The following is a 21552-nucleotide window of genomic DNA, read 5'->3' as shown; positions in this document are numbered from 1 at the left end:
GCGTGCGCGATTCCTCGCGTTGCGCGACTCTGGCATCCAACATCTCATCGTAAGGTTGGATGCGATGGCCGTCCTCCAGCTCTCACATCCGCGTGTTGTCGCAACCGCGACACCCGCCGATGGACGGAGACTTCGACGCCTATTCCGGCTGTTGCTGCGACAAAACAGCCCGAAAATATTAGAACGCATCAAAGGTACACCGCTGTTCTAACATTGTTTCGACAAATGGAACCACGGCAGCCTTATTCCGAACGAAGTCATCGCCGAAACGGCCCATCGGGGGCGCGTTGAATCGTCGGAGGACTGATGACGAATCGAACGGCGAATTTGTTGCCGTGTGTGGCTGTCGCTGTGCTGGCGGGGACGGCGGCGGCGACAATCGAGTTTTCACCGGCATCGGCTGCTGACGAATGCCTGGCCAAGCCAGGGGCGACGCCTGCGGGGAAGCATTGGTTCTATCGGATCGATCGTGCGACCAAGAAGCAATGTTGGTATCTGCGTGAGGACGATCGTGAATCGCAAGGTGCGTCTCTCGTCACGCGCAAGCTGGCCTCGCACCGGGATCGTTCGCCATTGTCGTCGACGGCCGCCAATGCGCGGGCCGAAATCCAGACGTCGTCGTCAAGGGAGTCCGGCGACGAGGTGAAGGTCATCTCGTCGACGCCGACCGCAACGTCGCTGCCGCCGACCTCGGCCTTCCCGTCCGTTGCAGCTTTCCCCGCTGCGCCGCCTGCGGCTGCGGCGCCTGCACCGATGGCGGCTGCACCGGTCGCAGCCGCGCCGGTGACGACGGCGCCCGAGGTCCCCCGCGTGTCCGCGAGTGAATCGGCCGTCGCGACGCGCTGGCCCGATTCATCCGATGCGCTGCAATCCTCGGCCGAGCCGGCGCCCCGCGCGTCGTCCTATCAGCTCGCCGCAGCGAGCGAGCCCGCTCCGGCGTCGACCGCCACTGTCACTCCGGAGCTCGCCGCCGCCGATGCGGCACCGGCCGCGACGATCGGCATGGCCGCAGACGACGCATCGAAGACGCGGATGTTCGCATTCCTCGGCGCCATCGCGGTCGCCGGTTTCTCGACCAGCGTGCTGTTTGCCCGCGCGCGGGCCCGGCGCCAGCTTCGGCTCGAGCCCGTGGCCGCGCGTCGCGTGCCGCGCTGGCCGGAGGAGCCGCAGCTCGACCGCATGCACCTGCCGCCGGTGGAGAACTATTATCCGGGTCTGGCGCAGCGCCGGCCGCCGGCCGTGCGGCAAGTCAAGGTCGTGCCGCGCGACGATGCTCGCTACGACGAGCAATACGAGGTCGAAGACCTGCTGGCGCGCTATTCGGGACAGCCGCGCCGCAACGGCTGAGCGTCAGGCGGCGCTCATCTCGGAGCGGATCTCGGCGCGCAGCTCGTCGATCAGCCTGAGGCCGCCTTTGGTCTCGACATGCCAGAACGTCCAGCCGTTGCAGGCCGGCAGTCCCTGGGCGACCGCGCCGATGCGGTGGATCGAACCGACCTTGTCGCCGAGCATGATGGCCCCATCGGCGCGCACCAGCGCGCCGTGGCGGCGCTTGGAGTCGACGAGCTTGGTGCCCGGCGAGATCATGCCGCGCTCGATCAGCTCGGAGAAGGCGACGCGCGGCGCCTCGCGGGCGGTCATGAACGGCGCGAGCGTCGCTTCCGGCAGCGGCTCGACCGCGGCGATTCGCCGCTCGGCAGCTGCCGCGTAGGTCTTGTCGCGCTCGAAGCCGATGTAGCGGCGGCCGAGGCGTTTGGCCACGGCACCGGTGGTGCCCGTGCCGTTGAACGGATCGATCACCAGATCGCCCGGCTTGGATGACGACAGCAGCACCCGCGCCAGCAGGCCTTCCGGCTTCTGCGTCGGATGAACCTTCTTGCCGTCGCCGTCCTTCAGCCTCTCCTCGCCGGTGCACAGCGGGATCAGCCAGTCCGAGCGCGCCTGCACGTCCTCGTTGGACGCCTTCAGCGCTTCGTAATTGAACGTGTAGCCCTTCGCCTTCTCGTCGCGCGCCGCCCAGATCATGGTCTCATGCGCGTTGGTGAAGCGGCGGCCGCGGAAGTTCGGCATCGGGTTGGACTTGCGCCAGACGATGTCGTTCAGGATCCAGAAGCCGAGATCCTGCATGATCGCGCCGACGCGGAAGATGTTGTGATAGGAGCCGATCACCCAGATCGTCGCACTCGGCTTCATCGCGCGGCGCGCAGCGAGCAGCCAGGCGCGGGTGAAGTCGTCATAGGCGGCGAAGGAGGAGAACTTGTCCCAATCGTCGTTGACGGCATCGACCTGCGATTCGTCGGGACGTTTGAGCTCACCCTTGAGCTGCAGATTGTAGGGCGGATCCGCAAACACGAGGTCGACGGATGCGGCCTGCAGCTTCGACATCTCGGCGACGCAGTCGCCGACGATGACTTGATGCTCTGCAAGGGGCTGGAATTTAGTGCGGGGCGCCTTTGCAGACGCCCCGCGACGCGACTCTACCATGACTCAAGAACTCTGACTCAGGCGACGCTGTCGGCGACGCGGGACCTAACAACCGACTGCCCACACATTGACCCGGCAAAGTAAAAATGGACTTAACCGGGAAAATTTTTCGCATTTCAGCAAGCATGTTCATCACACGCACCGGTCATGGCGAGACGCGCGTTCATTCACGATGCTCGCCGCACAACGTCGCGATGTGAATGGCTTTTCAGCCGCGTGCGCGCGGGCGCGCGAGTTTTCGGCCGGCATGAGCGCGGCGGATTTTTCGCGCCACGCTAGGCAAATTTTGCCCGCCGGGTTATTGATTAACACAGTGGAAATTTTACCTGTTTGCCGCGTTAGGCATTTCGCGCAGAGCCGCGCAAGGACAGTGAGGAAAGGCCGCCATGCGTTACGATGATTTCCGTCGCAGCGACGACATCGACGACCGTCGCGACGATAGCGGCGGCGGCATGGGCGGCGGTATGGGTCTGCCGATCGGCGGCGGCGGGCTCGGCATCGGCACCATCATCGTGCTCGGCCTGATCGGCTACGCCTTCGGCATCGATCCGCGCATCCTGATCGGCGGCGCCGAGATGCTGAGCCACGGCAGCGCGCCAAGCTACCAGGCTGATCGCCGGTCGTCCGGCAAGACCGGCGCCCCGAAGGACGAGATGGGCGACATGATCGCCGGCGTGCTCGGTGAGATCGACGACCGCTGGAGCGAGATCTTCCAGGCCTCGGGCCAGAATTACACCGGCCCCAAGATCGTGCTGTTTCGCAACAGCACCAATGGCGGCCGCTGCGGCATGGCGCAGTCGGCGATGGGTCCGTTCTATTGTCCGCCGGACCGGCAGATCTTCCTCGACACCAACTTCTTCCGCGAGGTCGAGACGCGCTTCCGCGGCTGCCAGGGCAATGCCTGCAAGTTCACCGCGGCCTATATCATTGCGCATGAGGCCGGGCACCATATCCAGAACCTGCTCGGCATCCTGCCGCGGGTGACGCGGATGCAGGAGCAGGCGGGCAGCAAGGCGGAGGCCAATGCGCTGCAGGTCAAGGTCGAACTGCAGGCGGACTGCCTGTCCGGCGTCTGGGTCAATCGCGAGGCCAAGAAGCGTCCGGGCTTCCTCGAGGACGGCGACATCGACGCCGCGCTGACGACGGCGTCCGCGATCGGCGACGACACCCTGCAGCGCAAGGCGACCGGGCGCGTGGTGCCGGATTCGTTCACGCATGGCTCGGCCGCGCAGCGCAAGCGCTGGTTCATGATCGGCTACCAGCAGGGCACGGTGCAGGCCTGCAATACGTTCGCCGCGAACGCGCAGCTGTAAGGGTGGTGGCGAGATGGCGATCGACGAGAGCAAGAGCTTCATCCCCCTGAACATCGCCGTGCTGACGGTGTCCGACACGCGTTCGCTCGCCGACGACAAGTCCGGCAACACCTTGAGCGATCGCCTGACCGCCGCCGGCCACAAGCTCGCTGCGCGCGACATCGTCACCGACGACGTCGAGAAGATCCGCGGCGTGGTGAAGGGATGGATCGCCGATCCCGGCGTCGACGTCATCATCACCACCGGCGGCACCGGCTTCACCGGCCGCGACGTCACGCCGGAGGCGATCGAGCCGCTGTTCGAGAAGCGGATGGACGGGTTTTCGATCGCCTTCCACATGCTGAGCCACGCCAAGATCGGCACGTCGACGATCCAGAGCCGGGCGACGGCAGGGGTCGCCGGGGCAACTTACATCTTCTGCCTTCCGGGCTCCCCGGGCGCGTGCCGCGATGCCTGGGACGGCATTCTCTCAGCCCAGCTCGACTACCGCACGCGTCCCTGCAATTTCGTCGAGATCATGCCGCGCCTCGACGAGCATCTGCGCCGCCCGAAGGCGCAAGGCGCGACGGCGTAGTTCAGAATCCGCTCCGTCATTCCGGGGCAATCGACAGGCGCAATCGCGTCTGGCGATTGAACCCGGAATCCCGAGCTTGCAGGCGCGCTTGCATCAATATCGAGATTCCGGGGTCAAGGCCTGCGGTCCTGTCCCGGAATGACGGTGGTTGCGGTCCAGCGCAGTTTGCTGGCCGCCGGCGCGGTGCGTCTACAATTCCAGCCGCCAAGTCTCGCCCATCAGCGGCACGCCGAACATCGCATGCGGCTCCTCGGCGATCTTGCGAAAGCCGGCGCGGGCATAGATGTCGCGCGCGGCCGTCAGGATGCTCTGCGTCCACAGTTCGATCGTCCGGTAATTCTTCTCGCGCGCGAAGCGGATGCATTGCTCGGTGAGGGCCCGGCCGACACCGAGCCCGCGGGCCGACTTCTCGACGAGCAGCAATCGGATCTTGGCGATGTCGTCACCGCCCTTGACCAGGAAGATCGAGCCGACCGGCTCGCCGGCCAGCTCGGCGATCCAGCAATGCTCGCGCGCCGGGTCGTAGTTGCGGATGAACTGCGCTCCGATCTCGGCCACCAGCGCTTCGAAACTGGCGTTCCAGCCATACTCCTCGGCGTAGACGGCGCCATGACGGGCGATCACCCAGCCAATGTCGCCGGGCCGGTGGCTGCGCAGCAGGACCGGCGCGCGCGACGGCGGCGTGGGCGACAGCGCGCTCTCGATGGTCGCCATCGCGCCGACCAGCCGCTCGCGAAGCGCCGGCGTGAGCGGCGCGATCATCGCTGCGATCTCCTTCTGCGAGCTGCGGTCGAGCCTGGCAAAGGCCTGCCGTCCTTTCGCGGTGAGTGCGAGCTGCTGCTGCCTGCGATCGGACGGCAGCGGCGTCCGGGTGATCAGGCCCTTTTCGTCGAAACTCTGCACGATGCGGCTCAGATACCCCGCATCCAGGCCGAGATAGGTCCCGATCTCCTTGGCCGACACCGCCTCGCGATGGGCGAGCTCGTAGAGCACGCGGGCCTCGGCCAGCGAGAACGGGCTGTCGAGCAGGTGCTGATCGAGCGCGCCGAGTTTCTGGGTGTAGAAGCGGTTGAAGGCGCGAACGGCGGTGACCTGGGTGTCGGATGGCGCTGGAATCATGGCTCGTCTCCAATACTTGCCATTGTCAAACATATGGTTGACTTTAGCAAGTATCGAGACGGCGCTCAGATCATGACGATCCGGCTGCGCAGCATGGTGCGGGAGGAGCGGCCGAGCTGGCGCAGCAGCCGCGTCTCGGGGCGCCTGGCCTCCGGCCTGTAGCCGCCGACCTGGCGGTAGTGGTCCCTGGCGATCAGCAGGCCCTGGTCGCCGAGCGGACCGAAGAGAGCGCGGCTCACCGCCCGCAGCCGGTCGCGCAGGCTGACAGGGGCGTAGGGTGAGCGAGCATAGCGGAAGACGCCGGCGAGCGGCCGGCCGCCCGCCCCGACGCTCTGGATGAACTGCATGGTCTCGTCGATCCAGCCGGGATCGAGCACGGCGCCCGCGGGAAGGAACATCAGCCAGGGCGCGCGGGCCTTGGCGGCGCCGGCGGCGAGCGCGGCGGCATGAGACCCCTCGAACTTCATAAAGTGGCAGCCGGCGACGTCGGCGACGCGCTCCATCACGCTGGAATCGGCGGAGCGGTCGACCAGCAGGACCTCGGTGACGACTCCGGCCGCGGCCCCCGGCACCAGCGCGGACAGGGTGGCCACGGCGGTCTGCTCGACGCCCTCGGTCGGGATGATCACGCTCAGCATGAACCTGGCATCTTCGTTTGCAGCGCCTCCGGTCTGGTTGTTAGCATCTTGTCACAATCAAATCAGCCCGCTGCACTGCGGAATTTTGCAGCAGCGGGCACGCGGCGATCCGTTCGGGCAATGCACGGCGGGTGCTATTTCAAGATGCCTTGGCGCAGACATGCGCGCTCGGCTGGTTCAGTCGCCCGGCTGCGCCGGCGTCGTTCCACCGGCGCTGTTTGTCCACACCCAGTCGCGGATCTCCGGCATGTCCTCGCCATGCGCCCGGATGTAGCGGGCATGTTCGATCAGCGCGTCGCGGAATTTCTGCTTCACATGCGCCGCCGCGACGCTGAGCCCAGGCACCCGTTCGATCGCTTCGATGGCGAGATGGAAACGGTCGAGCTCGTTGAGGACGACCATGTCGAACGGCGTCGTCGTGGTGCCTTCCTCGATGAAGCCGCGCACATGCATGCCGGCATGGTTGGTGCGGCTGTAGGTCAGCCGATGGATCAGATAGGGATAGCCGTGATAGGCGAAGATGACAGGCTTGTCGGTCGTGAACAGGCTGTCAAAGTCGCGATCGCTGAGGCCGTGCGGATGCTCGGACCGTGGCTGCAGGGTCATCAGGTCGACGACGTTGACGACGCGGATCTTGAGGCCCGGCAGCTCCTGGCGCAGCAGGTCGACGGCGGCGAGCGTCTCCAGCGTCGGGACGTCGCCGGCGCAGGCCATGACCACGTCGGGCTCCTCGCCGGCCGGCTCGGTGCCGGCCCATGACCAGATGCCGATGCCGGCGTCGCAATGAACCGCGGCCTCCCGCATCGACAGGAATTGCGGCGCGGGCTGCTTGCCGGCGACGATGACGTTGATGCGGTCATAGGTCCGCAGGCAGTGGTCGGCGATCCACAGCAGCGTATTGGCGTCCGGCGGAAAGTAGATGCGGACGATGTCTGCCTTCTTGTTGGCGACGAGATCGACGAAGCCGGGATCCTGGTGGCTGAACCCGTTATGGTCCTGCCGCCAGACATGCGACGTCAGCAGATAGTTCAGGGACGCGATCGGACGCCGCCACGGCAGCTCGCGCGAGACCTTCAGCCATTTGGCGTGCTGGTTGAACATCGAATCCACGATGTGGATGAAGGCCTCGTAGCAGGAGAACAGGCCGTGACGGCCGGTGAGCAGATAGCCCTCCAGCCAGCCCTGGCAGAGATGTTCGCTCAACACCTCCATGACCCGGCCGTCATGGGCGAGATGGACGTCATAGGGCTCGATGCCTTCCATCCAGACGCGCTCGGTGACGTCGAACACCGCGTCGAGCCGGTTCGAGGCGGTCTCGTCCGGGCCCATGATACGGAAGTTTCTCGCCTCCGCATTCAGCTTGACGACCTCGCGCAGAAACTTGCCGAGTTCGCGCGTGGCTTCGGTGATGGTCTCGCCGGGCGAGCGCACCTCGACGGCGAAGGCGCGATAGTCCGGCAGCTTCAGCTCGCGCTTGAGCAGGCCGCCATTCGCATGCGGATTGGCGCCCATGCGCCGCGTCCCCTTTGGCGCGAGAGCCTGCAACTCCGGCACGAGACGGCCGTTCGTATCGAACAGCGTCTCCGGCTGGTAGCTCCTCATCCACGCTTCGAGCAGCGCGAGGTGCTCCGGCTTGCCGCGCGGATTTGCGATCGGCACCTGATGCGCGCGCCAGAAGCCCTCGACCTTGAGGCCGTCGACTTCCCTAGGCCCGGTCCAGCCCTTCGGGCTGCGCAGCACGATCATCGGCCAGCGCGGACGCTGGATCACCGCATCCGGCTGGCGCGCGTTCTGCTGGATCGAGCGGATGCTGGCGAGCGCGACGTCGAGCGCGTCGGCCATCTGGCGGTGCATCGCCTTGGGCTCGTCGCCTTCGACAAACAACGGCGCGTAGCCATAGCCTTCGAACAGGGATTTGAGCTCGGCATCGCCCAAGCGGGCGAGCACGGTGGGGTTGGCGATCTTGTAGCCGTTGAGATGCAGGATCGGCAGCACGGCGCCGTCGTGCGCCGGGTTCAGAAACTTGTTCGAGTGCCAGGATGCGGCGAGCGGGCCGGTCTCGGCCTCGCCATCGCCGATCACGCAGGCAACGATCAGATCGGGATTGTCGAACGCGGCGCCATAGGCATGGACCAACGCGTAGCCGAGCTCGCCGCCTTCGTGGATCGAGCCCGGCGTCTCCGGCGCGGCGTGGCTCGGGATGCCGCCGGGAAAGGAGAACTGCCGGAACAGCTTCCGCAAGCCATCCACGTCGCGGCTGATATCGGGATAGATCTCGCTGTAGCTGCCCTCGAGATAGGTGTTGGCGACCATGCCCGGACCGCCATGGCCGGGGCCGCAGACATAAATCACGTCGAGATCCTGCGCGACGATGGCGCGGTTGAGATGGGCATAGATGAAGTTCAGCCCCGGCGTGGTGCCCCAATGGCCGAGCAGGCGCGGTTTGATGTGCTCCGGCTTCAGCGGCTCGCGCAGCAGCGGATTGTCGAGCAGATAGATCTGGCCGACCGAGAGATAGTTGGCTGCCCGCCAATAGCGGTCGAGCAGGTCGAGATCGTCAGCGGGAAGGGTCGGTTGGGGAGAACTGAGCTGCATGGGACCTCGCTTGCCGTCCGTTTCGCGCCTGCGGGAGAGTACAGGAGAGTAACGCCGCACCGTCCCGTTCCAACGCGGCCGCAGCATAGAACGGGAATGTGATGGCTGGCCTTGCGCAGGCTCAGAACCGATCCTCCGAGCTTGTTCAATTTTGATCTTGTTATGTTCTCTTTTTGTGCTATGTCTTGGCCATGAGCCGAGCATCTTCACATGCCCTCAAGCGCCCGCCGGTCCCGGTGCCCTCCGAGCCGGTGGGCGCGCCTTCGTCTGGTCCTGATACGACTGGTCCTGACAAGGACTTTCCCGAACTCGCGGTCGCCATCGAACGGGGCCGGCGCCGCGGCCGGGGTGCCCAATCCAATGCGAGCGGCCGCTACGAGGCGGAGGCCCGTGTTGTCTTCGACGATGGCTGGCAGAGCCTCGAGGACTTGCCGCCGTTCAAGACCACGGTCGCGACCGACACCTCGCGCAAGGTCATCACGCGCAACGATTCTCCCGACATCGGCTTCGACCGATCGATCAATCCGTATCGCGGCTGCGAGCACGGCTGCGTCTACTGCTTCGCGCGGCCGACCCACGCCTTTCTCGGCCTGTCGCCGGGGCTGGATTTCGAATCCAAGCTGTTCGTGAAGCCCGACGCGCCGGCGCTGCTGGAGAAGGAGCTTGCCGCCAGCGGCTATGAGCCGCGGATGATCGCGATCGGCACCAACACCGATCCGTATCAGCCGATCGAGCGCGAGCGGAAGATCATGCGCGGCATCCTCGAGGTGCTGGAAAAGGTTGGCCATCCCGTCGGAATCGTCACCAAGTCGGCGCTGGTGATGCGTGATGCCGACATTCTGGCGCGGATGGCCAAGAAGAACCTGGCGAAGGTCGCGATATCAGTGACCACGCTGGATCCGAAGCTGGCCCGCACCATGGAGCCGCGGGCCTCGACGCCATCGAAGCGGCTGGAGGCGCTGCAGGCGCTGTCGAAGGCGGGCATCCCGACCACGGTGATGGTGGCGCCGGTGATCCCGGCGCTCAACGACAGCGAGATCGAGCGCATCCTCGATGCCGCTGCTCATGCCGGCGTCAAGGAAGCGGCCTATGTTCTGTTGCGGCTGCCGCTGGAGGTGCGCGACCTGTTCCGCGAATGGCTGCTGGAGCACTATCCGGACCGCTATCGCCATGTGTTCACCTTGATCCGCGACATGCGCGGCGGCCGCGACTACGACTCGCAATGGGGCACGCGCATGAAGGGCACGGGACCGATGGCCTGGATGATCGGTCGCCGCTTCGAGATCGCGTGCGAGAAGCTCGGGCTGAACAAGCGGCGGACCAAGCTGACCACGGATCATTTCGTGCGGCCGAAAGGCGGCGGGCAGCAGTTGAGCCTGTTCTGAGGCGACCTCAATTCGGAACTCGGCGGATGGGAATAGCGGTGAATTGAGGTCCGCTCCGGTTGCGCTGCGTTGGCTCGTTCCGCACGATCCCGGCCATGATTCGGGACCAAGCGAACAAGCCGGGCAGGGCGAAAGCGGCCGGTGCTGCGAAGAAGAGCGCCGCTGCGAAGGCCGCGACCAGGGCGGGCGCGGCCAGCAAGGCCGGCGCCAAGCTCGGCAAGGGCGTCATCGCGGTGGCCCCGCCAAGCTTTCGGCGCGAGCGGGCGCTGTTGAAGCAGGGCATCTGGCCGGTCGCAGGCTGCGACGAGGCCGGCCGCGGTCCGCTCGCAGGACCGGTGGTGGCTGCGGCGGTGATTCTCGATCCCAACCGCATCCCGAAGGGGCTCGATGATTCCAAGCGGTTGACCGCCGAGCAGCGCGAGATTCTCTTCGACAAGATCTGCAAGACCTCGGCCTTCGCCGTTGCCTTCGCCTCGCCGTCGCGAATCGATCGCGACAACATTCTGCGGGCGTCGCTGTGGGCGCTGTCGCGCGCGGTGAAGGCGCTGCCGGAGGCGCCGAAGCACGTGTTCGTCGACGGCCGCGACCGTATCGACGTCGATTGCAACTGCGAGGCGGTGATCGGCGGCGACGGGCTGGTGATGTCGATCGCGGCGGCCTCGATCGTCGCCAAGGTCACGCGTGACCGGTTGATGTGCGCGCTGGCGCAGGACTGCCCCGGCTACGGCTTCGAGCAGCACAAGGGCTACGGCGTGCCGGATCATCTCGCCGCCTTGGACCGGCTCGGCCCCTCGGTGCATCATCGCAGCCTGTTTGCACCGGTCGTGGCGGCCCGGCAGAAGCATCAGCCTTTGGCGGTCGAGCCCGAGCCTGATCTGTTCGCGGAGATCACGCTGGTCACGTCCACCGAAATCTCGCTTGGCACCTGATGCCGGTTGCCTCGACCGCGCCACGGTCTTAAAGCTTGAGGCAGCCAGCCAGCACGAAGTGTCACTCCTCGCAGCGGGGGCGGTGTTGTGCGCCCAGTCGTGCGGTATCGATTGCGGGCGTCGGACAGCGAGGCTGCTGCGCATGAGGGACGGTCCTGCCGGCATCCCCGACGTCCCAAGCGATCCCAGCTTCAAAGCGATCCCAGCTAAGCGATCCAGCCGTTCATGCGTTTCACGTCCCTGGTTGTCGAACTGATCCGCGCAAGACCGCGGCTGGTCGTCGTCATCGTGGTGCTCTGCCAGGCCCTGATGTGGCTTGGCCTTGCCGTGCTGTTCTACCGCAGCCCGCCCGGCCAGCTCGCCACCGCGATCGCCTTCGGCCGTGAGTACCAGGTCGGCACCGATCTCGGGCCGCCGCTGTCGTTCTGGCTGTCCGACATCGCCTACCGCATCGCCGGCAACCATCTGTTCGGCGTCTATGTGCTGGCCGTGGCGTGTTCGGCGCTGAGTCTCTGGGTGATCTATCTCCTGGCGCGTGCCATCGTCGGCGGCCAGCAGGCCGTGCTTGCGGTGCTGCTCACGATGACCATCACCGCGTTCGGCGCGCCCACGCTCGAATTCGGTCCCGAGGTGCTGGCACGGCCGCTGTGGGCGCTGCTGCTGTTGCATAGCTGGCGGATTCTCGGGCAGGGCCGGCGCAACGCCTGGTTCGCCTGGTCGATCGAGGCGGGGCTGCTGCTGCTGACCACGCCAGCGGCCGCCTTCCTGTTGCTGCTGCTCGCCGGCTTCGTGGTCTCGACCGCGCAGGGCCGCCGCGTGCTGCGCTCGTTCGATCCCTTGTTCGCGCTGCTCGTAGTGCTGGCGCTGGCGCTGCCCTACCTGATCTTCGTGCTGCGCTCCGACAGCGTCGGCCTGCCGGCCTTGCCGCTGCTCGCGGACCTCTCGCTGCGCGGCTGGCACTGGCTTGCGCTCGTCGGCGGCTTGCTGCTGGCGATCGCCGCGATGCTGCTGCTGGTCGTGCTCGATGCCTCCTGGGTCAGCCGCGGCGATACCGAGGCGCCGATCATCTACCGCCGTTCCGTGCCGCCGCTCGCCCGCGACTTCGTCTATTGCTTCGCGATCGCACCGGCGCTCGCGGGCAGCCTGATCTCCGGCCTGTTCGGTCTTCCTGGCGTGCTCGGCGGCACCGCGGTCAGCCTGACCATGGTCGGGCTGGCCCTGGTCGTCGCCTCCGGCGACCTGATCTATCTGCGCCGGCAGCGCCTCTTACGCGTGGTCTGGGCGGCCGCGGTCGCGGCGCCCGCCATCCTCGTCGCCGGCAATGCCGTGGTGCAGCCTTTGACCGGCGACGGCGAGGTCGCCACCTCGATGCCGGCCCGGGACATCTCGCGCTTCTTCGTCGAGAGCTTCGAGCGCCGCACCAATCAGCGGCTGCAGGCGGTCGCCGGCGATCCGCGGCTCGCCAGCCTCGTTGCCCTCGGCCGCCGCCGCGCGCATCTGTTGCTCGACGCCACGCCGCAGCGGACGCCCTGGATCACGCCGGCGAAATTCGCCGAGACCGGCGGCATCGTCGTCTGGCGCGCCTCCGACACCGCGGGCACGCCGCCGCCGGAGCTGGTCCAGCGCTTCCCCGGCCTGGTGCCGGAAGTGCCACGCAGCTTCGACTGGCTGATCAACGGCCGCCAGCCGGTGCTGCGCATCGGCTGGGCGATCGTGCGGCCGAAGGGGACGTAGGGCTATCCACGTTCTCCGTCATTGCGAGGAGCAGTTGCGACGACTTGTCCGCCATAGCCCGGAGGGCGACGGCGGAAGCAATCCAGAGTCGTGAGCGAGACTCTGGATTGCTTCGCTTCGCTCGCAATGACGCGGAGAGAGGCGTTTCAAACCGCCAGCACCGTCGCGACCGCGCGCAGATCCTGCCAGGACAGCCGCTTGTAGGATGGCGAGCGCAGCAGATAGGCCGGGTGGAAGGTGGCGATCGCGCGGATGGTGCGCTTGCCGGTATCATACTCGCGCCATTTGCCGCGCACGCGCATGATGCCCTCGGTGGTGCCGAGCAGCGCCTGGGTCGACGGGTTGCCGAGCGTCACCAGCACGTCGGGATCGACCAGCTCGATCTGGCGGCGGATGAAGGGCAGGCAGATCTGCGTCTCCTGCGGCGTCGGCGTGCGGTTGCCGGGCGGCCGCCACGGAATCACGTTGGCGATGTACACCTTCGTCCGGTCGAGCCCGATCGCGCCGATCATGCGGTCGAGCAGTTTGCCCGAGCGGCCCACGAACGGCAGCCCCTCGATGTCCTCGTCGCGGCCGGGCGCCTCGCCGACCAGCATGATGCGCGCCTCCGGGTTGCCGTCGGCGAACACCAGCCGCGAGGCTGTCTGTTTCAGCGCGCAGCCGTCGAAATTCTCCAGGAGATCGCGCAATGCCTGCAGCGTCGGTGCGGTGGCTGCGGCCTCGCGCGCCGAGGCGATCGCGGCATCCGGCGGAGGTGGCGGTTCTCCGCGCGGCGGAATGATCGCCGGCGCGCCCGGCCGGCCGGCCTGCGGCGCAGCCGCCTGCCGCGCGACCGGCGCAGCCGCGGGCGCGGGCTCTGGCTCGACCAGCCGGTTGATCGGCTCGTCCGCAAGCGCGCAATCGACCCCGGCCTCCAGATAGAAGGCGAGCAGCTGCCGGACGTCGGGGAGGGGCTCGGGGGTCATCATGATCGTCAACTCAAGACAGTCTACGCTGTCCCGGCGCATGGCGGAATGCATTTACGTGGTTGTCCTGCCCCGAAAAATCGGAAACAAGAGCTTGGAATAACCCAAAAAAGGGACGGAACGCCCTAGTGTTCCGGCGGCCGCCTTCGCTCCCCTCAGGACCCACCTCCAGCGAAACGCGAACGCCTTGAGGAACCCTAGTTAAGTCATTGTCGCTATTGCAGCTCTCGGGTTTGACCTTTGCTTGCGCCAGGGGGCGGCAGGGGCCACATCCACTGCACCAGCCGGGCCTTGAGATCGAGAGACATGAGCACCGAAGAATTACCCGAGCGCGAATCCATGGAGTTCGACGTCGTGATCGTCGGCGCAGGCCCCTCGGGCCTGACGGCTGCGATCCGGCTGAAACAGCTCAATGCCGATCTCAACGTCGTCGTGGTCGAGAAGGGCTCCGAGGTCGGCGCGCACATCCTGTCGGGTGCGGTGATCGATCCGGCCGCGCTCGACAAGCTCATTCCCGATTGGCGCACGGATGACGACTGCCCGCTGAAGACGCAGGTGCAGGTCGACAAGTTCTACTGGATGACCGAGAACGGCGCGGTCTCGCTGCCGGCCTTCGCGATGCCGCCCTTGATGGACAACCATCACTGCTACATCGGCTCGCTCGGCAATGTCTGCCGCTGGCTGTCGCGCAAGGCCGAGGCGCTCGGCGTCGAGATCTATCCGGGCTTCGCCGCGACCGAGGTGCTGTACAACGAGCAGGGCGCGGTGCGCGGTATCGCCACCGGCGACATGGGCATCGGCCGGGACGGCAAGCCCAAGGCCTCGTTCACCCGCGGCATGGAGCTGCTCGGCAAGTACACGCTGTTCGCCGAGGGCGCGCGCGGCAGCCTCTCCAAGCAGCTGATTTCGAAGTTCGCGCTGGACGCCAAGAGCGAGCCGCCGAAATTCGGCATCGGCCTCAAGGAAGTCTGGCAGATCGATCCCGCCAAGCACAAGAAGGGCCTGATCCAGCATTCGTTCGGCTGGCCGCTCGACATGAAGACCGGCGGCGGCTCGTTCCTCTATCACTACGACGACAATCTGGTTGCGGTCGGCTTCGTCGTGCATCTGAACTACGACGATCCCTATCTGTCGCCGTTCGAGGAATTCCAGCGCTTCAAGACGCATCCCTCGATCCGCGAGGTGTTCGAGGGCGGCAAGCGTCTCGCCTATGGCGCGCGCGCCATCACCGAGGGCGGCTATCAGTCGGTGCCGCGGCTGTCGTTCGCCGGCGGCGTGCTGATCGGCTGCGCGGCCGGCTTCGTCAACGTGCCGCGCATCAAAGGCGTGCACAATGCGATGGGCAGCGCGATGCTCGCGGCCGAGCACATGAACGCCGCGCTCGCCGCCGGCCGGGCCAATGACGAACTGGTGGAGTATGAGAACGCCTGGCGGGATTCGCCGGTCGGGCAGGACCTGTTCAAGGTCCGCAACGTCAAGCCGCTGTGGTCGAAGTTCGGCACCGTGCTCGGCGTCGTCCTCGGCGGCTTCGACATGTGGTGCAACACGCTCGGCTTCTCGCTGTTCGGCACCCAGTCGCACGTCAAGCCGGACCGCGCCACGCTGGATCCCGCCAAGGCGCACCAGCCGAAGCCTGCGATGAAGCCGGACGGCAAGCTGACCTTCGACAAGCTGTCCTCGGTGTTCTTGTCGAACACCAACCATGAGGAAGACCAGCCGGTACACCTGAAGGTTGCCGACATGGCGCTGCAGAAGAGCTCCGAGCACGACGTCTATGCCGGGCCGTCCAACCGCTATTGCCCGGCCGGCGTGTACGAATGGGTCGAGGACGGCGCGAGCCCGCGCTTCGTGATCAACGCGCAGAACTGCGTCCACTGCAAGACCTGCGACGTCAAGGACCCCAACGGCAACATCACCTGGGTTCCTCCGGAGGGCGGCGGCGGCCCGAACTACGAGGCGATGTAAGTCGCGCCTTTTTGCGCACGATTGCGTGAGTCGGCTGCCCCGGGAGGGGCGGCCGGTCACGATACGGCCATACTGGCGCGGTTTGACGCAGGTCAGCTTTGCCAAAGGGGCTTCCGGCTGACCCGAATATCCTGCAAATCCTTGCGGTTGGCCGCCAAACGCGGCATTGTCGGCGCGCTGAAGAGCTGCCGATCGGGGTCTCGTCCGTGCCGATCCGTCATTTCCAACAACCAGAGCGCACCGTGATGTTATCCATTCGCAATCGCTGGACCGCAATTGCCGTTGCCGCCTTGCTGCTTCCCGGTACCGTTCTGGCACAGACGCCGGATCACCCGGCCGATAACACCGCGAAGTTTCCGACCAGCGTCGATCTGAAGTCGCTCACCACCTCGGGCAGCTATCTCGCCGCCCGCCACGCCAGCGTCGAGCGCGACGCGGCCTCGGCGGCGGCGTTCTACCGTTCGGCGCTGCGCACCGATCCGAAGAACAACGAGCTGCTCGATCGCGCCTTCATCTCCTCGGTCGCCGACGGCGACATTGACGAGGCCGTGAAGCTCGCGGAGCGTGTGCTCGCGGTCGACAAGTCGAACCGCATCGCGCGTCTCGTAATGGGCGTGCAGGACATCAAGCAGAAGAAATACGCGGCCGCGCAGAACAACATCAATCAGTCGGTGCGCGGGCCGATCACCGATCTCGTCGCCACCCTGCTGTCGGCCTGGGCCACGGCCGGCGCCGGCGACGCCAAGGGCGCCGTCGCCAACATCGACAAGCTCACCGGTCCGGATTGGTACCCGCTGTTCAAGGACCTCCATGCCGGCATGATCCTCGAGCTCGCCGGCAAGGAGAAGGAAGCGGGCGCCCGCTTCGAGCGCGCCTACAAGCTCGACGATTCGATGCTGCGCATCACCGAGGCCTATGCGCACTGGCTGTCGCGCAACAAGGACGCGGCCTCCGCCACCGCGATCTATGAGGCCTTCGACAAGAAGCTCGCGCGTCACCCGCTGGTGCAGGAAGGCCTGCGCGACGCCAAGGCTGGCAAGAAGATCCCGCCACTGGTTGATTCGCCGCAGGCTGGCGCCGCAGAGGCGCTGTACGGCATCGGCGCCACCCTGAGCCGCCGCGGCGGCGAGGATCTCGCGCTGGTCTATCTGCAGCTCGCACTGCACCTGCAGCCGAATCATCCGCTGGCGCTGCTGTCGCTCGCCGATCTCTACGAGACGGTGAAGAAGCCGCAGATGGCGATCAAGGTCTATGAGCGCGTGCCGGCGAGCTCGCCGCTGAAGCGCAACGCGCAGATCCAGCTCGCGACCGATCTCGACGCCGCCGACCGCAGCGACGAGGCGATCAAGATCCTCAAGGACGTGATCGCGCAGGACCCGAAGGACCTCGAAGCCATCATGGCGCTCGGCAACATCGAGCGCGGCCGCAAGAAGTTCGCCGACTGCGCTAAGACCTATTCGCTCGGCGTCGATTCGCTGCCCGCCAACAACGACAAGGCCAACAGCGTCTATTATTACTATCGCGGCATCTGCCTGGAGCGCTCGAAGCAGTGGCCGAAGGCCGAAGCCGACATGCGCAAGGCGCTCGAGCTGCAGCCCGACCAGCCGCACGTGCTGAACTATCTCGGCTATTCCTGGATCGACCAGGGCGTCAATCTCGACGAAGGCATGAAGATGATCAAGCGCGCCGTCGAGCAGCGCCCCGACGACGGCTACATCGTCGACTCGCTCGGCTGGGCCTATTTCCGCATCGGCAATTACGAAGAGGCGGTGAAGAACCTCGAGCGCGCGATCGATCTGAAGCCCGAGGATCCGACTATCAACGACCATCTCGGCGACGCCTATTGGAAGATCGGCCGTAAGCTGGAAGCCAAGTTTCAGTGGGCGCACGCTCGCGACCTGAAGCCGGAGCCGGAAGAGCTGCCGAAGATCGAGGCCAAGATCCAGAACGGCCTGGCCGATGATCCGGCGCCGGCGGCGGCCAGCAACGATACCAAGGACACGCCGGCCGACGCCAAGAAGGACGACGGCAAGGGCGGTTAGGTCCTACCGATCACGATGTGAGAGCCATCACGGGCTCCTCGGCTTGCCGGGGAGCCCGGATTGATTTTGATGAAGGTGTGGTGGTGACGGCCACGTTCGCTTCGGCTGCGGGCCGAGTGCGATCCCGGCCTGCGCCACGGAAGATGTTGGGGGCAAAGCGCCGATGTTGGCGTCCACGGTCACCGGCGCGCTGCAGGAGCAGGGCCGCGCCAAGGTCAATCTCACGCTGCGCGTCGTCGGCCGCCGCGTCGACGGCTATCATGATCTCGAAAGCGTGGTCGCGTTTGCCGACTGCGCCGATCAGCTCACCTTGCTGCCGGGCGAGGGGCTGACGCTGACCACGACCGGGCCGCTGGCGGACGCCTGCGGCGACACGTCGGACAACCTCGTGCTCAAGGCGGCGCGGCTGTTGGCGGAGGCCGTGCCGGGCCTGAAGCTCGGCGCGTTCACCCTGGAGAAGGTGCTGCCGGTGGCGGCCGGCATCGGCGGCGGCTCGGCCGATGCGGCCGCGGCACTGCGGCTGCTGGCGACGCTGAACGGCTTGGCGCTGGATGATCCGCGCCTGCAGGCGGTGGCGCTGAAGACCGGCGCCGATGTGCCGGTCTGCGTGCCCTCGCGCGCCTGCACCATGACTGGCGTCGGCGAGAATCTTCAGCCGCTCGCGCTGCCGGTTCTTCCCTGTGTGATGATCAATCCGCGCGTGCCGGTCGCGACCAAGGACGTGTTCCAGGCGCTCGGGTTGAAGCCGGGTGATCTCTTGGTCGGCGTGACTGATGTGCTTGCGGCACCGGCCTGGCCCAAGGCTGGCGCGTCAATCGGCGATTGGGTCGCCGCGCTTGATCAGGTGAAGAACGATCTCGAGCCGCCGGCACTGAAGGTGGAGCCGGTCATCGGCACCGTGCTTGAGGCATTGCGTGCGAGCACGGGCGTGTTGCTGGCACGGATGTCGGGCTCGGGCGCGACGTGCTTCGCGATCTATGGCAGCGAGGTGGATGCGAAGGTGGCGGGTGCTGCGATCGCCGCCGCGCATCCGGAGTGGTGGGTGCACGCGGGCACGCTGAGTTAGCTGCTCCGCCGTCATCGCGAGCGAAAGCGAAGCGATGCAGGGGCGACACGGACAGTCTCTTCCACGGCCCCTAGATTGCTTCGGCGCAAGAGCGCCTCGCAATGACGCGTGTAGGAGGCTTGATCGCCTGACCACCGCTGCCATCGCCCGGCCTCGACCAGGCGATCAAGTACGCCGAGACGATTGTGAGTCCACCGATAAGCCACGGCGTACTGGATGCCCCGCCTGCGCGGGCATGACAGCGGAGCTCAAACCACAGCCGTCATCGCGAGCAAAGCGAAGCGATCCAGGGGCGACACGGACAGTCTCTTCCACGGCCCTGGATTGCTTCGGCGCAAGAGCGCCTCGCAATGACGCGTGTGGCAGGTTTGGTCGCCTCACCACCGCTGCTATCGCCCGGCTTGACCGGGCTATCCGGTACTACGAGACGATCGTGAGTCCACGAGAAGCCGCGGTGTACTGGATGCCCGCTTGCGCGGGCATGACACCATAGGGTGGAGACGCACCCCCGCGAACTAATGCGACCGCGCCAGACAGAACGCCACGACCTGCTCCAGCGCCGTCTTCATCGGTGACGCCGGGAACAGCGCCAGCGCATCCACCGCCATCGCACCATAATGATGCGCGCGGCTGATCGTGTCTTCCAGCGCGCGATGCTTGTTCATCAGGCCGATGGCGTGGTCGAGATCATGATCGTTGATCTCGCCGCGCTCCAGCGACTTGATCCAGAACGCGCGCTCGCTGTCGCTGCCGCGGCGGAAGGCGAGCACGACGGGCAGGGTGATCTTGCCCTCGCGGAAATCGTCGCCGACATTCTTGCCAAGCTTGGCGGCCTTGCCGCCGTAATCGAGCACGTCGTCGACGAGCTGGAAGGCGATGCCGAGATTCATGCCGAACGAACGCGACGCGGTCTGCTCGGCCTTGGGACGATCAGCGAGCACCGGGCCGACCTCGCAGGCGGCGGCGAACAGCTCGGCGGTCTTGCCGCGGATCACGGCGAGATATTCGTCCTCGGTGGTCGCCGTGTTCTTGGCGGCGGCGAGCTGCATCACCTCGCCCTCGGCGATGGTGGCGGCCGCGGCCGAGAGAATGTCGAGCGCGCGCAGCGAGCCGACCTCGACCATCATGCGGAACGCCTGTCCGAGCAGGAAGTCGCCGACCAGCACGCTGGCCTCGTTGCCCCACAGCATGCGCGCGGACAATTTGCCGCGGCGCATTTCGCTTTCGTCAACCACGTCGTCATGCAGCAGCGTCGCGGTGTGCATGAACTCGACGGCCGCGGCGAGCTTGACGTGGCCGTCGCCGCCATACTCGGTGAGATGCGCCATCGCCAGCGTCAGCATCGGCCGCAGCCGCTTGCCGCCCGAGGAGATCAGATGATTGGCGACCTCCGGAATCATCGTGACGTCTGAGCCGGTCCGCGAGATGATCGTGGCGTTCACTCGTTCCATGTCGGCCGCGACCAGACCGACCAGCCCATCGATCGAAGCGCCCGATGGACTTTCGAAAGGTACGATAACCGCCACGCTGGTCTCCAATTTTGCTATCCTAGGGATCGACAATAGAAACTGCGGCCGCAGGCGGCAAGGGCGGGACACGGAACCTTGACCTGCACGGAGACATAACGATTGAAGGAATTGGTTCGGACCAATGACATCGTGCTGGTTTCGGCAGTCGGGGCGCTGCTGGACGGCGCCGACATCCATCATCTCGTGCTCGACCAGAACATGAGCATCATTGAGGGCTCACTTGGCATCCTGCCGCGGCGAATCCTGGTGCACGAGGACGACAATCTGCAGGCGCGGCGGCTGCTGACCGAGGCCGGGCTCGCGCATGAATTGCGTCCGGATGAGTGACGCCGCCGACCTCACCGAGGACGCCTTTCTCGGCGGGCAATTGCGCCTGCGCCAACCCACGCGCGGCCATCGCGCCGGCCACGATGCGATCCTGCTGGCCGCCGCCACGGCCGCCCGTCCGGGTGATCGCGTGGTCGATCTCGGTGCTGGCGTAGGGGCCGCGGGGCTTGCTTTGGCGCGGCGCGTCGGCGGGCTTGCGTTGACCCTGGTCGAGCGCGCGCCGGATCTTGCCGGCCTCGCGCGCGACAATGCGCATGCCAACGATCTGCAGGCGGACGTGGCCGTGCTGGACGTCGCCGCTGACGCGGCGGCGTTTGCGGCGGCCGGGCTCGGACCTGACAGCGTCGACGTCGTGCTGATGAATCCGCCATTCCACGATGCTGTCCGGCATCGCGCCTCGCCGGATCAGGCGCGCGCGACGGCGCATATGGCGACCGGGACGACGTTGGAGACCTGGACGCATGCGGCGCGGCGGATGCTGAAGTCGGGAGGAGCGCTGACGCTGATCTGGCGGGCGGATGGGCTGTCAGAGGTGCTGGCGGCGCTGGCGCGGGGCTTCGGCAGCCTGGTGCTGCAGCCGGTGCATGGCCAAGCCGGAAAGCCGGCAATCCGTATCCTGGTCCGGGCCGTTAAGGGAGGCCGGGCGCCGACGCAAATTCTCGCAAGCGTGGTGCTGAATGAGGCAGCAGGTGTGCCGAATGAGGACGCGAGACGGGTGTTGGAAGGGAAGGGGGAGCTGGCCTTGAGCTGGCCTTGGCCGGCTCCCTGAACGTGCGATCGGGGTCGCGCGTTACTGCGTCTGCGCCTCGGACTGGCGTTCGGTTACCGCCGTGAAACGGATCGCAGTCAAGAGAGTACCGATCAGCAGCATCAACAGGTAGACCTTC

17 protein-coding genes are annotated in these 21552 nt (G+C 66.4%); 11 read left to right on the top strand and 6 right to left on the bottom strand.

Translation table 11 applies throughout. The features are described from left to right. Positions 1-306: 306 nt before the first annotated feature. Positions 307-1347, top strand: a complete 1041-nt coding sequence (locus tag ACQR1L_RS06215) for a hypothetical protein (RefSeq protein WP_434857048.1) — start codon at positions 307-309, stop codon at positions 1345-1347. 3 nt (positions 1348-1350) lie between these two features. Here ACQR1L_RS06215 and ACQR1L_RS06210 read toward each other — a convergent pair whose 3' ends face one another. Continuing rightward, entirely contained in the window at positions 1351-2484 is a 1134-nt protein-coding gene (locus ACQR1L_RS06210) for a site-specific DNA-methyltransferase (protein ID WP_434857047.1), read from the bottom strand. Between the two features lie 386 nt (positions 2485-2870). Here ACQR1L_RS06210 and ypfJ point away from each other — a divergent pair, with 386 nt between their 5' ends. Together ypfJ and moaB are read left to right on the top strand one after the other, a co-directional pair. Further along, complete coding sequence (gene ypfJ, locus ACQR1L_RS06205) at positions 2871-3797, top strand: KPN_02809 family neutral zinc metallopeptidase (protein ID WP_434857046.1); 927 nt, start codon at positions 2871-2873, stop codon at positions 3795-3797. Between the two features lie 13 nt (positions 3798-3810). Next, positions 3811-4371 (top strand): molybdenum cofactor biosynthesis protein B, encoded by a 561-nt coding sequence (gene moaB / locus ACQR1L_RS06200; protein ID WP_434857045.1) that lies wholly within the window; start codon positions 3811-3813, stop codon positions 4369-4371. A 189-nt stretch (positions 4372-4560) separates the two neighbouring features. Here the strand turns inward: moaB and ACQR1L_RS06195 are convergent, their stop codons facing one another. From ACQR1L_RS06195 to ACQR1L_RS06185, 3 genes are all read right to left on the bottom strand, one after another. Continuing rightward, positions 4561-5490 (bottom strand): bifunctional helix-turn-helix transcriptional regulator/GNAT family N-acetyltransferase, encoded by a 930-nt coding sequence (locus ACQR1L_RS06195; protein WP_434857044.1) that lies wholly within the window; start codon positions 5488-5490, stop codon positions 4561-4563. A 65-nt stretch (positions 5491-5555) separates the two neighbouring features. After that, on the bottom strand, positions 5556-6128 hold the full coding sequence (locus tag ACQR1L_RS06190) for a glycosyl transferase (protein WP_434857043.1): 573 nt from the start codon (positions 6126-6128) through the stop codon (positions 5556-5558). Between the two features lie 177 nt (positions 6129-6305). Next, positions 6306-8723: a phosphoketolase family protein gene (locus ACQR1L_RS06185; protein ID WP_434857042.1), complete on the bottom strand. Its 2418-nt coding sequence runs from the start codon at positions 8721-8723 to the stop codon at positions 6306-6308. Positions 8724-8914: 191 nt separating this feature from the next. Between ACQR1L_RS06185 and ACQR1L_RS06180 the strand changes: the two genes are divergently transcribed. The 3 genes from ACQR1L_RS06180 to ACQR1L_RS06170 all read left to right on the top strand — a co-directional run bounded on the left by ACQR1L_RS06180 (position 8915) and on the right by ACQR1L_RS06170 (position 12771). Further along, entirely contained in the window at positions 8915-10108 is a 1194-nt protein-coding gene (locus ACQR1L_RS06180; RefSeq protein ID WP_434857041.1) for a PA0069 family radical SAM protein, read from the top strand. Positions 10109-10203: 95 nt separating this feature from the next. Further along, on the top strand, positions 10204-11037 hold the full coding sequence (locus tag ACQR1L_RS06175; protein ID WP_434857040.1) for a ribonuclease HII: 834 nt from the start codon (positions 10204-10206) through the stop codon (positions 11035-11037). A gap of 225 nt (positions 11038-11262) precedes the next feature. Beyond that, complete coding sequence (locus ACQR1L_RS06170; RefSeq protein WP_434857039.1) at positions 11263-12771, top strand: glycosyltransferase family 39 protein; 1509 nt, start codon at positions 11263-11265, stop codon at positions 12769-12771. A gap of 146 nt (positions 12772-12917) precedes the next feature. Here ACQR1L_RS06170 and ACQR1L_RS06165 read toward each other — a convergent pair whose 3' ends face one another. Then, entirely contained in the window at positions 12918-13736 is an 819-nt protein-coding gene (locus ACQR1L_RS06165; RefSeq protein WP_434857250.1) for a uracil-DNA glycosylase, read from the bottom strand. A 306-nt stretch (positions 13737-14042) separates the two neighbouring features. On the opposite strand from ACQR1L_RS06165, the gene ACQR1L_RS06160 reads away from it, so the two are divergent. The 3 genes from ACQR1L_RS06160 (at position 14043) to ACQR1L_RS06150 (ending at position 18809) form a co-directional block, all read left to right on the top strand. Further along, positions 14043-15701, top strand: coding sequence for an electron transfer flavoprotein-ubiquinone oxidoreductase (locus tag ACQR1L_RS06160; RefSeq protein WP_434857038.1), 1659 nt, complete (start codon positions 14043-14045; stop codon positions 15699-15701). A gap of 245 nt (positions 15702-15946) precedes the next feature. Beyond that, entirely contained in the window at positions 15947-17743 is a 1797-nt protein-coding gene (locus ACQR1L_RS06155) for a tetratricopeptide repeat protein (RefSeq protein WP_434857249.1), read from the top strand. 163 nt (positions 17744-17906) lie between these two features. After that, positions 17907-18809 carry a 4-(cytidine 5'-diphospho)-2-C-methyl-D-erythritol kinase gene (locus ACQR1L_RS06150; protein WP_434857037.1) on the top strand — a complete coding sequence of 301 codons (903 nt, stop codon included), beginning with the start codon at positions 17907-17909 and terminating at the stop codon, positions 18807-18809. Positions 18810-19324: 515 nt separating this feature from the next. Here the strand turns inward: ACQR1L_RS06150 and ACQR1L_RS06145 are convergent. Then, on the bottom strand, positions 19325-20335 hold the full coding sequence (locus ACQR1L_RS06145; protein ID WP_434857036.1) for a polyprenyl synthetase family protein: 1011 nt from the start codon (positions 20333-20335) through the stop codon (positions 19325-19327). 102 nt (positions 20336-20437) lie between these two features. Between ACQR1L_RS06145 and ACQR1L_RS06140 the strand changes: the two genes are divergently transcribed. Continuing rightward, positions 20438-20665 carry a DUF2007 domain-containing protein gene (locus ACQR1L_RS06140; RefSeq protein ID WP_434857035.1) on the top strand — a complete coding sequence of 76 codons (228 nt, stop codon included), beginning with the start codon at positions 20438-20440 and terminating at the stop codon, positions 20663-20665. After that, a complete protein-coding gene (locus tag ACQR1L_RS06135; protein WP_434857034.1) occupies positions 20658-21434 on the top strand; it encodes a tRNA1(Val) (adenine(37)-N6)-methyltransferase in 777 nt (258 codons plus the stop codon). The genes ACQR1L_RS06140 and ACQR1L_RS06135 overlap by 8 nt, the downstream gene beginning before the upstream one ends. The last annotated feature ends 118 nt before the right edge of the window (positions 21435-21552 follow it).

Source organism: Bradyrhizobium sp. HKCCYLR20261, assembly GCF_051168435.1.
Classification (GTDB): Bacteria; Pseudomonadota; Alphaproteobacteria; order Rhizobiales; family Xanthobacteraceae; genus Bradyrhizobium.
Note: the sequence above shows the minus strand (reverse complement) of the source record. Positions and strands in the feature narration are given on the sequence as shown.

What these genes read in the sequence shown, in the direction of transcription:
- ACQR1L_RS06180 (WP_434857041.1), top strand. Translation starts at nt 8,915, where the DNA reads ATGAGCCGAGCATCTTCACATGCCCTCAAGCGCCCGCCGGTCCCGGTG.
- ACQR1L_RS06160 (WP_434857038.1), top strand. Translation starts at nt 14,043, where the DNA reads ATGAGCACCGAAGAATTACCCGAGCGCGAATCCATGGAGTTCGACGTC.
- ACQR1L_RS06170 (WP_434857039.1), top strand. Translation starts at nt 11,263, where the DNA reads ATGCGTTTCACGTCCCTGGTTGTCGAACTGATCCGCGCAAGACCGCGG.
- ypfJ (WP_434857046.1), top strand. Translation starts at nt 2,871, where the DNA reads ATGCGTTACGATGATTTCCGTCGCAGCGACGACATCGACGACCGTCGC.
- ACQR1L_RS06165 (WP_434857250.1), bottom strand. Translation starts at nt 13,736, where the DNA reads ATGACCCCCGAGCCCCTCCCCGACGTCCGGCAGCTGCTCGCCTTCTAT.
- ACQR1L_RS06190 (WP_434857043.1), bottom strand. Translation starts at nt 6,128, where the DNA reads ATGCTGAGCGTGATCATCCCGACCGAGGGCGTCGAGCAGACCGCCGTG.
- ACQR1L_RS06135 (WP_434857034.1), top strand. Translation starts at nt 20,658, where the DNA reads ATGAGTGACGCCGCCGACCTCACCGAGGACGCCTTTCTCGGCGGGCAA.
- ACQR1L_RS06215 (WP_434857048.1), top strand. Translation starts at nt 307, where the DNA reads ATGACGAATCGAACGGCGAATTTGTTGCCGTGTGTGGCTGTCGCTGTG.
- ACQR1L_RS06185 (WP_434857042.1), bottom strand. Translation starts at nt 8,723, where the DNA reads ATGCAGCTCAGTTCTCCCCAACCGACCCTTCCCGCTGACGATCTCGAC.
- ACQR1L_RS06150 (WP_434857037.1), top strand. Translation starts at nt 17,907, where the DNA reads ATGTTGGCGTCCACGGTCACCGGCGCGCTGCAGGAGCAGGGCCGCGCC.
- ACQR1L_RS06210 (WP_434857047.1), bottom strand. Translation starts at nt 2,484, where the DNA reads ATGGTAGAGTCGCGTCGCGGGGCGTCTGCAAAGGCGCCCCGCACTAAA.
- moaB (WP_434857045.1), top strand. Translation starts at nt 3,811, where the DNA reads ATGGCGATCGACGAGAGCAAGAGCTTCATCCCCCTGAACATCGCCGTG.
- ACQR1L_RS06175 (WP_434857040.1), top strand. Translation starts at nt 10,204, where the DNA reads ATGATTCGGGACCAAGCGAACAAGCCGGGCAGGGCGAAAGCGGCCGGT.
- ACQR1L_RS06195 (WP_434857044.1), bottom strand. Translation starts at nt 5,490, where the DNA reads ATGATTCCAGCGCCATCCGACACCCAGGTCACCGCCGTTCGCGCCTTC.
- ACQR1L_RS06155 (WP_434857249.1), top strand. Translation starts at nt 15,947, where the DNA reads ATGTTATCCATTCGCAATCGCTGGACCGCAATTGCCGTTGCCGCCTTG.